10 protein-coding genes and 1 pseudogene are annotated in these 9,451 nt (G+C 66.2%); 3 read left to right on the top strand and 8 right to left on the bottom strand.

The genetic code is table 11. From position 1 onward, the window contains the following. Positions 1-154 precede the first annotated feature (154 nt). The 3 genes and pseudogenes from IEY36_RS06475 to IEY36_RS31310 form a co-directional block, all read left to right on the top strand. Positions 155-298 carry a hypothetical protein gene (locus IEY36_RS06475; protein WP_188966078.1) on the top strand — a complete coding sequence of 48 codons (144 nt, stop codon included), beginning with the start codon at positions 155-157 and terminating at the stop codon, positions 296-298. Positions 299-352: 54 nt separating this feature from the next. Continuing rightward, positions 353-1,054, top strand: coding sequence for a VIT1/CCC1 transporter family protein (locus tag IEY36_RS06470; RefSeq protein WP_188966077.1), 702 nt, complete (start codon positions 353-355; stop codon positions 1,052-1,054). Between the two features lie 112 nt (positions 1,055-1,166). Continuing rightward, positions 1,167-1,583, top strand: a pseudogene (locus tag IEY36_RS31310) (hypothetical protein); the annotation flags it as partial. A gap of 100 nt (positions 1,584-1,683) precedes the next feature. Here the strand turns inward: IEY36_RS31310 and IEY36_RS31305 are convergent. The 8 genes from IEY36_RS31305 to IEY36_RS06430 form a co-directional block, all read right to left on the bottom strand. Then, positions 1,684-2,034 (bottom strand): Hint domain-containing protein, encoded by a 351-nt coding sequence (locus IEY36_RS31305; protein WP_373290311.1) that lies wholly within the window; start codon positions 2,032-2,034, stop codon positions 1,684-1,686. Beyond that, positions 2,004-2,591, bottom strand: a complete 588-nt coding sequence (locus IEY36_RS06460) for a Hint domain-containing protein (RefSeq protein WP_188966075.1) — start codon at positions 2,589-2,591, stop codon at positions 2,004-2,006. Before IEY36_RS06460 ends, IEY36_RS31305 begins: the two co-directional genes overlap by 31 nt. 86 nt (positions 2,592-2,677) lie before the next feature. Continuing rightward, a complete protein-coding gene (locus IEY36_RS06455; RefSeq protein WP_188966074.1) occupies positions 2,678-3,307 on the bottom strand; it encodes a DUF502 domain-containing protein in 630 nt (209 codons plus the stop codon). A gap of 45 nt (positions 3,308-3,352) precedes the next feature. After that, positions 3,353-4,366: an HAD family hydrolase gene (locus IEY36_RS06450; RefSeq protein ID WP_188966073.1), complete on the bottom strand. Its 1,014-nt coding sequence runs from the start codon at positions 4,364-4,366 to the stop codon at positions 3,353-3,355. A 97-nt stretch (positions 4,367-4,463) separates the two neighbouring features. After that, positions 4,464-6,104 (bottom strand): arylsulfatase, encoded by a 1,641-nt coding sequence (locus IEY36_RS06445; protein WP_188966072.1) that lies wholly within the window; start codon positions 6,102-6,104, stop codon positions 4,464-4,466. A gap of 15 nt (positions 6,105-6,119) precedes the next feature. After that, the gene (locus IEY36_RS06440) at positions 6,120-7,070 is read right to left on the bottom strand and encodes a formylglycine-generating enzyme family protein (RefSeq protein ID WP_188966071.1); all 951 of its coding nucleotides are present in this window, start codon (positions 7,068-7,070) and stop codon (positions 6,120-6,122) included. A 186-nt stretch (positions 7,071-7,256) separates the two neighbouring features. Then, positions 7,257-8,315 (bottom strand): helix-turn-helix domain-containing protein, encoded by a 1,059-nt coding sequence (locus IEY36_RS06435; protein ID WP_229681173.1) that lies wholly within the window; start codon positions 8,313-8,315, stop codon positions 7,257-7,259. Further along, positions 8,312-9,181 (bottom strand): Bug family tripartite tricarboxylate transporter substrate binding protein, encoded by an 870-nt coding sequence (locus IEY36_RS06430; protein ID WP_188966070.1) that lies wholly within the window; start codon positions 9,179-9,181, stop codon positions 8,312-8,314. Before IEY36_RS06430 ends, IEY36_RS06435 begins: the two co-directional genes overlap by 4 nt. Between the last annotated feature and the right edge of the window lie 270 nt (positions 9,182-9,451).

Genomic DNA, 9,451 nt, shown 5'->3' with positions numbered 1-9,451 from the left:
CATCCCCGCCTCGCCGCTGCCATCACAAGCATCAGCGAATCAGTCCTTCGCTCACTCAGCAAGGCGTTTCGCAGGGATCTCCGTCGGCTCTTCACGGCATGATCGGCAACGCTGCGCACCTCCCGATCCTCGAACCTGAAGGCGACAAACAACCATGAATCGCAACCTGCTCGTCATCGTGATTGGCCTGCTCGGAATTGGCGCCGGTGTCCTTGGCTACTGGTTCTACCAGGAGCAACACAGGTCAGGCGTCGACATCAGCATCGGCCCGCGCGGCGTCACCATTCAGGAGAGGTAGTACTGTGAGTCATCGATCCTCCTGGCCGGCCAGCGACGCTTCGCGACCTGCCGGATGAGTCGCCTTCGTCTTCACCGGGAGAGCCACCTCGTTGACCGGATCGGATGGTTGCGAGCGGCGGTTCTAGGTGCCAATGACGGCATCGTTTCGACGGCCAGCCTGATCGTCGGCGTCGCTTCGGCGGCCGCGACGCAGAGCGATGTCCTGCTCGCTGGGATCGCGGGGCTTGTCGCGGGGGCCATGTCGATGGCGGCCGGGGAGTATGTTTCGGTCAGCTCGCAGTCCGACACGGAACAGGCCGACCTCGCGCGTGAACGCGCCGAATTGCGGGACAGTGCCGAGGCCGAACGGGATGAACTCGTGGCGATCTATGTCAGGCGCGGGGTCGAACCTGCCATTGCGCGGATTGTCGCCGAGCAGCTGACGGCAAAGGATGCGCTTGGTGCGCATGCGCGCGATGAACTCGGGATTTCCGAGGCCACCGCCGCGCGCCCGGTCCAGGCGGCACTGACGTCGGCGGCGACGTTCTCCGTTGGCGCCGCCATGCCTTTACTGATGGTGGGGGTATCGCCGACCGGCATGCTGGTCGGAGTTGTCTCCGCTGCGTCGCTTGCCTTTCTTGCGCTTCTGGGAGCGATCGGGGCATGGGCCGGTGGTGCACGTGTGCTGCGCGCGACTGCCCGGGTTACCTTCTGGGGTGCGCTGGCGATGGCGCTCACCGCCGGCATCGGAAAGTTCGTCGGCACCGTCATCTGAAGCGCCGAGTCCGACGAAACATGCGGGACAGGGCTTCTCGGCGGCTTCCCCACTGTATCATCCTAGGTGGGCACGCCTGCCCCAGACAGATGACGCAACGAATGGGGGTTCGATGAGCAGCACCGCCGAACCGAGCCACCCGCAGCGGTTCTTCCGCGACTTCATCAGGATCGCCGGCCCTTACTGGACGGGACAGGGGCGCTGGCGCCCGCGCCTGCTGACCGCGACGCTCGCCCTGATCGGCATCGCCCAGGTGGCGCTCGCAATCCGACTCAACATTTGGAGCGCCGACCTGTTCGATGCGCTGGAACGGCGTTCGACCGATCGCGCCATGGCCCAGATCGGCATCTTCGGGCTCATCGTGCTCGGTACTATGGTAGCAAACACGGCACACATGGTCATCCACCGGCATCTGCAATTCGACTGGCGACGCTGGCTAACGACGCGGGTCATCGGCGACTGGATGGATGATGCGCGGCACTATCAGGCCGACCTCATCCCCGGCGACCACGCCAACCCGGATGGGCGCATCGCCGAGGACAAGGGCCGACGGCGTCGCCTGAGCGCGCCTGTTCTTGATCCATTCTGCGCCCTTCAATCCCACACCCATGTGCCGCTCAGGACCACCCTCAGGCTACACGTCGCCGACGAAGGCGAATGGCAATCAGGGCCGGATCCGCCCGATCCAGAATTGGCCGCGCACAAGCTTGCTCCGAGTAGCGTCCGCCCGGCGTCCGATCGAAGACCGGATCAAGCGCGACAAGGCTTGAGTTGTCGAAGAAGTGACGATTGCCGTCATCGAAATACGACTCGGCCGGCGCACCGTCAGCGATCACGACGCCGTGCTCTTCGAGTTCCAGGTGCCAGTAGGTGACGGAATGGCACCAGGTCTCCTGCACGATCTCGATGCCATCGATCAGCAGCCTGGCCGGCACGAGGCACCCGTCGATCAGGAAGGCGTGCTCCGGTGAGACGCGCATGTCACGGCACGGAATGCCCGGCGCCAGAGCGCGGCGGCTCGGACCATGACCGGGGCCACGGCACTGCGGTGGCGCGCGTGGGCGACATTGATGCAGCGATGACCGACCCAACGCAGCGCTTGCACGCGCGGGGCGGCAAAGGGAACGACGACCAGGTCACCGGCGCGCAGCGTCTCGACTGGTACCTCTCCCGACGGTGTGAGGATCATTGTGCCCTGGGCAAAGCAGACGGGGATATCTTCTGCCGCGAACCCATTCAGATTGGTCCCAATAGGGATGTCGTCATTCGAAAATAAATAATATTCGCCATTCCGTTCGCCAATGAAACCTGAAAAGGGAGTAGCGTAGCCGATGTATGTGTAGGTGCCGGCATACGACGCGTTCGTTGTGGGATCCGAAAATGAGATCTCGAAATCCTCACCAACCCGGATGATGCTGTCATCGATCTCCTCGGTAGCGCTGGAGGAGCTGTTCGCAATCAGAGCATCGACCTTGCCGGTCGCGCTGTTGCCATTTTCATCCAGTTCATAAAGAAACGCGGTCTGATAGATCGCCATCGGTCATTTCCTCCGATAAATGTGGAACTGGAAAGAAAAAAATCCCTGGCCCTTGCAGCGGCGTGAGCGGCGTTCGGCGCATCGCCTCATGGCGAATTCGCCTTCGTGGGCGAGGTCGAGACAAGTTCCCGCAATCCCAGTCCCCAGGACGAGATCGCCTTCATGAAGGGCAGCAGCGGCACGTCGAGAAAGGTCACACGGTCGGGCGTGAAGATGTAGATTGCGCCCGACATCGGCGCGGGCGAACCCGGGACGAACACCACCAACCTGCCGTCAGGAAACTCGTCCATCACCAGCGCCGGGCATTGGCCGTCCTCAATGGAGGCGAGAGCCGGCCGCATCACCTGCCCGCTGCCTTCCACCAAGGGACCGTCCCCCGCGAATGCCTTGACCAGGCGATAGCCGGGGATCTTCTCGAACAGCAGCGTCTCGAGCATCTGGCGCGACCAGCGGCCGGCCACGGAGCGGATCAGGACGCCGATCGCGAGGCAGAGCAACACCAGCGCTACCACGGCCACGATCGCCGGGTGCACGTAGCGTCCCGCGAGCGGGTCCGCCGCCTCCTGCAAGCGGTTCACGATGCCGAGCACCAGCAGCACGATCGCGCCGATCGGCAGCACGACCAGCGCGCCGTCCACAAGGACGCGCCGCAGCACCTTCACAGGCGACACCGGGTCGGAAGGCGACGAAGCCGGCCTGCGGTCGCGTGCTGTCATGGCTTCAGGCTTCGGGTGCGGTGTCGGGCATGGCAGGGTCGCGCGTCATGCCCAAGGGAAGACTTTGGCCCAGTCGTTCTTCATCGACACGAGTTGCCATCCGCGCCGCGGAGCTTCATCCATCGCACGATCCAGCCGGCCGATATGCGATTCGCGGTCATAGGCATATTCGCGTTCGGCATCGTCGTGGTGGACGATCAGCGCGAAGCGTCGTCCCGGAGCTTCCGTCGTGTAGCGCAGCATCTGGTAGTCGCCGTCGGAATTGCCGAAGGCGGCGATCGGGCGGCGGCCGATATAGCGCGCGATGCCGACGGGCTTGCCCGGCCCGTCATCGACGAAGTCGACGCGCGGCTCGCGTGTCAGCACGATCCGCCCGTCCTGCTCGCCCGGCCTGATCGCCTGGGTGGAACCGACGACCTGGTGCGGCGGGACGCCATAGACGCGCTCAGCGAAGGCGCGAATGAATTCGACGCCCCCGCCCGAGACGATGAAAATGAGGAAGCCGTTCGCGCGCAGGAAGGCCAGCACCTCCAGCATCGGATGGTAGACGAGTTCGTCGTATCGCCGGTTCCATCGCCGGTCGCGCGACCCTTCCAGCCATTCGGCGGCAATCTGCTGGAAGGCATCGGGCGTCTGGCCGGACTGTGCGGCGCCGACGAGCTTGAGCAGGCCTTCCGTGCCGCCGGCCGCCGCGCCCCGCATGTCGCCGGCGATCGCGGCGCGGAACACCGGATCCTGCTGCCAATCCGGGTTCTGCGGCGCGAGGGCGCGGATGCGGTCAAGGACGAAGATCAGTTGCGTATAGGCCGGCTGCTCGACCCAGAGCGTGCCGTCATTGTCGAAGGTCGCGATGCGCTCGGACGGCGGGACGAAGTCCGGGCCGCCTTCGCGCGTCACCGCGGCGACGAAGTCCAGCAGCGCCTGCTTGCGCGGCCCGGCGCGCCAGGACGGCAAGGGATCGGCGGTCTGGGCCTGGAGCACGGTCGGCGCGAGCGCAAGACCGACGAGCACTGCGCCTGCGCGACGGCGGCCGAAGCGGGTGGGCGGGAGTTGTGACAAGGATCGACCTCCGGAGAGAGAGGCCGGCGAGCGCGAGGGGACGCTCGCCGGATGTGCGCCTGTCGCCGATGAGGGGGCCGGCGGCGGGCGCGTGACGTCATCCGCCGCCCGCGGCCGCTTCCTCCATCTGGCGGAGAATGCCTTCCAGGTTGAAGCTGTCGGGTCGCTGCCGCGGCGGGAATTCGCGGAAGGTCTCGTAGAATTGTCGCGCCATGGCCTGCGCAGGCACGAGCAGATAGACCCGGTCCATGAACCAGTCATTGTAGGTGTTGCTCGACTGGTCGGCGCGTTCGTACGGGTCCATGCGCAGGTCGAACAGCTTCGGCACGCGCAGCTGCACAAAGGGCTCGCGCCAGACACCGAAGCCGACGCCCCGGTTCTCGAGGAACACGACCTTCCAGCGCTCATAGCGCATCGCCACCATCTGGCCGTCATCGTTGAAGTAGTAGAATTCCTTGCGCGGCCCTTCCTGCGTCTGCCCCAGCAGCAGCGGTAACTGGTTGTAGCCGTCCAGGTGCACCTTGTAGGTGCGCCCCTGCGTGGTGAAGCCGGCCAGTAGCTTCGCCTTGATGTCGGGGTCGCCGGCGGCGGCCACCAGCGTGGGGAACCAGTCGAGGTTGGAGAAGATCTCGTTGGTGTAGCTGCCCGGGGCAATGCGGCCCGGCCAGCGAATGGCGAAGGGCACACGGAAGGCGCCTTCCCAGTTGCTGTTCTTCTCGCTGCGGAAGGGCGTGATGCCGGCATCGGGCCAGGTGTTGTAGTGCGGCCCGTTGTCGGTGCCGTAGATGACGATGGTGTCGTTCGCGATCCCCATGTCGTCGATCTTCTTAAGGATCTTGCCGACCCACTCGTCGTGCTGGAGCATACCGTCGGCGTATTCGTTCAGCCCGGACCGGCCGCGGAAGGTCGGCGGTACATGCGTGCGGAAATGCATGCGCGTGGCGTTGCACCACACGAACATCGGTTCATTCGCGCGGTGCTTGCGGTCCATAAAATCCATCGCGGCGGCGAGGAACTCATCGTCCACGGTCTGCATGCGCTCACGCGTGAGCGGCCCGGTGTTCTCGATCCGCTGGGTGCCGTCGGGATTGGCGAAGGACTTGATGACGCCCCGAGGGCCGAAGCGGCGGCGGAACTCGGGATTGCGCGGATAGTCGACGTTCTCCGGCTCCTCCTCGGCGTTTAGGTGATATAGGTTGCCGAAGAACTCGTCGAAGCCGTGCGCCGTCGGCAGGTGCTCGTCGCGATCGCCGAGGTGGTTCTTGCCGAACTGCCCGGTCGCGTAGCCCATGCCCTTGAGGATGCGGGCGATGGTCGGGTCCTCGGGCTTCATGCCGGCCGCGGCACCGGGCAGGCCGACCTTGGACAGGCCGGTGCGCACCGTCGCCTGGCCGGTGATGAAGGCCGAACGCCCGGCGGTGCAGGATTGTTCGGCGTAGTAGTCGGTGAAGGTCATTCCCTCGTTGAAGACGCGGTCGATGTTGGGCGTGCGGAAGCCCATCAGGCCGCGGCTGTTCGCGCTGATGTTGTGCAGGCCGATATCGTCGCCCCAGATGACGATGATGTTCGGGCGGCGGCCGCTTGCTGCCGCCGGCGCTGGTGCGGCCGGCGCCGGAGCGGCAGGCCGCTGCGGCGCCTGGGCGAGCGTCACGCCGCCGGGTATGGCTCCGGCTGCGAGGCCGGCGGCGCCGCCCAGCAACATGCCGCGGCGCGAACGCCCCTTGGTCTCATTGGCCATCCGACTGGTCTCCCTTCAGGGTGCTGCATTGCGACGGACGCAGCGGAAGCCGATGTGGCTCATGCCGGTATCCACCATCTGTGCGTGCCGCGCCGCCGGTCGGTAGCGTCGGCAATAGGACGGGGCGCAGAGGAAGCTGCCGCCCTTCACGACCTTGCGCGGAATACGGATGCGGGGCTGGGCCGGGTCGAAGCTGGCCTCGATGGCGCCGGCACGGCTGCCGCCGCAGCAGGTGGGCTGACCGTCGGCGGGGTCGTGCCGCGCCGCGAACCAGTCCGTGGTCCATTCCCACACATTGCCGCACATTTCGTAGAGGCCGTGCCCGTTGGGCGGGAAGCTGCGCACCGGGCAAGTGCGCTCGAACCCATCGGCGCCGAAGTTGCGCCAGGGGAAAGGGCCCTGCCAGGTGTTGGCCAGGTGCACGCCACCCGGCGTCAGTTCCGCGCCCCAGACGAATTCCGCGCCCTCGAGACCGCCTCGCGCGGCGTATTCCCATTCCGCTTCGGTTGGCAGTTCCTTGCCTGCCCAACACGCATAGGCTTCTGCATCCTCGACGGCGACATGCACGACGGGGTGGTCCGAACGATCAGCGATGTCGCTGCCTGGACCTTCGGGGTGGCGCCAGCTCGCGCCCAGCGTCCAATGCCACCAGTTCCGGTAATCGGTGGTGTCTACCGGTCCATCCGTCATGCGGAATACAAGGCTGCCAGGCCGCAGGTGGGCAGGATCGGCACCCGGATAGAGCGCGGGATCCAGCGGACGCTCCGCCACGGTCGTGTAGCCCGTCGCCGAGACGAAGGCGGCGAAGGCCGCGTTTGTGACGCAGGTTTCGTCCATCTCAAAGGCATCGACGCGACGCCGGTGCGCCGGCCGCTCCTCAGCATAATGAGAGTCGGACCCCATGCGGAACTCGCCGCCAGGCAACAGAATGGATGCCGCATGTCCGGCCGGGCCTTTTGCACACATGGCCGAACTCTCGTCGGACAGAGCCGCGGAACGTCGGTCGGCGAGCCCCTCCGCCTTCACTCGCGCGTCAAGCGGGAGCTTTTCCGACCCCAGTTGAGTCGCCAGACCCGTGCTGTCGCCTACACCCTTCACGCACCCACCGCTTCTCGCATCGCAACAAACCTTGGATGCTGGGTCGCAGCGTGGCTATGCAGAAATCGTAAGACCCATCCGTCCCGTCACCGGGCGATGCGAAGCGCGCGCACGCAGCGTGGCGGAAGGCGCCTCCCCGAATATCTCCCGGTAGGCGCCGGCGAAGCGACCGAGTTCCCAGAAGCCATGAGCGAGCGCGATCTCGGACACCGTGGTCTCGGCGGGATCGGCGGCGCTCAAGGCATCGCGCGCGCGCCACAGCCGCCATCGCCGCATGTACCGGTTTGGCGTCTCGCCCACGCTGCGGAGGAACACCAGCTCCAGCGTCTTCGCCGAGCAGCCGCCAGCTTCGCAAAGTTCCCACAGTGCGACCGGCCGATCGTGATTCGCTGTGATGAACTCGGTCGCACGTCGCAGGGCGGCACGCTCGCGCGCGGCCCGCATCGGCCGCGGGTCGGGCTCGGCGGACAAGAGGATATCGGTAAGGACCTCCCAGATGGCCGCGCTCATGGCGGCAGCGGGTACAGCCTTGCCCGGCGCAGCTCCCAGAACCTGCCGCTGTAGCGACATTAGCCTCACCAGAAGAGGAGCGGGTGGCTGTAGAGGCTTCGCCGGCGGACCGACGACGGGCCGATTGCCCTCGAGCATCAGGCGTTGGGTCCGATCCAGCATCATCGCGAGCGGCACGGACAAGGAGCGCGAAACGCTGAGACCCGTCGTCACGTCTTCCGTATTGTATTCGGCGGGTCCAATGGCGATCGATCCCGGTATGTCCTCGCGCCCGTTGCGGATTTTCGGCCGATCATGCGGGGCGACGAAGCGGAAATAGGCCCGTTCGGGCCGGAACGACATGGAGGCCCGCCGCGGGAGGATTTCCACGGTATGCGACAGGTTGATGTCCTGCACCGCGGCATGCCGGACCCGCATCCGGAACTCGCCCCGCGCGCTCGGGCGGATGGCGATATGGCAGTGCGGGAAGGCGCCGGGGACCTCCTCCGGGTCGATGAACCGTCGCGTCTGCCCAGCGCTGGCGATGGCACGCTCTCCTTCCGCAACTTCGGTTGCCACGGCAGGATATCGCGGCGCACGACCCGTATCATGCGCAATCGTCACTGCCCGGGCGCAACGGCTCCCCGGCAGGCATCCGGCGCGGAGCCACTGCCCCCGCGCAGCCCATTCGCCGCAAGCACCCGGCCATATTGCGCGGCCGCCCGTCTCAGCAGGAGCGAGGCCTCGGCGGCGCTGCCGGGAGGGGCGGGGATGACGCCAGCATCGTTCAGCCGCGCGCGCACGTCATCATTCCTCAACGTGGCCTGAAAGGCACCGGAAAGTGCGTCCAAGCGATGCGTCGGCGTGCCGGTGCGAACGATCGCCATGGCCCAGGCTTCCACATTCGCGTCGGCGAAGCCAAGTTCCACCAGCGTGGGGATGTCGGGCATCGCGGCTGCGCGCTGCGCGCCCACGACGGCCAGCGGCCGCAGGCGCCCTTCGCGGATATGGGGCATGGCCAGCCCGATGTTCAGGACCGCGAGGTCGATTCGCCTGGCCAGGAGATCGACGAGGCCCGGCGGCTGGCCGCCGTAGTCCACCGCCAACATGTCCGCATTCGCCCCGCGGCTCAGGCACCCGACAACGAGATGCGCGAGGCTCGCCTCACCCGTCCGAAGGTAGGAAATCCGGCCGGGGTTGCGCACGGCTTCATTGAGCAGAGTCGAGATGTCCGTGAAGTGCGATCCCGTCGGAACTGCGAGGACCGAGACGTCGGTCGCGACCAGGGCCACGGGACGGATGTCGGGTATGGCCGCCGTCGCCCCGGGGTTGGTGAGGATCCCGAGGATGCTGCCCAATGTCGCCATCGCGGCGGTATTGCCGTCCGGCGGGGCGGCGACGAGCTGCTGAATCCCGAGCGCGCCGTTCGCACCGGGGCGATTGTCGATGATGACCGGCTGCTTGAGTTCCGCAGACAGTTCATCTGCCATCCTCCGCATGATGAGGTCCACGATGCCGCCCGGGGGAAAGGGGCATATGAATCGGAAACGTTGCTGGGCGGACGCTTCGCGAAACCATGGGACCCCCAACAGGGCGGCGCCCATGAGACTGCTTCGCCGAGTTCGGATGGTGTTCATGGCCGGCGGAACTCTCTGCTCCCGGCGGACTTTGTGTCCCGCGAAACATCATCAAGTCCAAGCTTGGAGCAGGTTGGCTATCGGGTCAGAGAGTGTAGCCTCACGGTTCCCTTTCATGCTCCA

The organism is Neoroseomonas lacus, from assembly GCF_014644535.1.
In the GTDB taxonomy this organism is placed as follows: Bacteria; Pseudomonadota; Alphaproteobacteria; order Acetobacterales; family Acetobacteraceae; genus Neoroseomonas; species Neoroseomonas lacus.
This window is presented reverse-complemented; position numbering and strand designations above follow the sequence as displayed.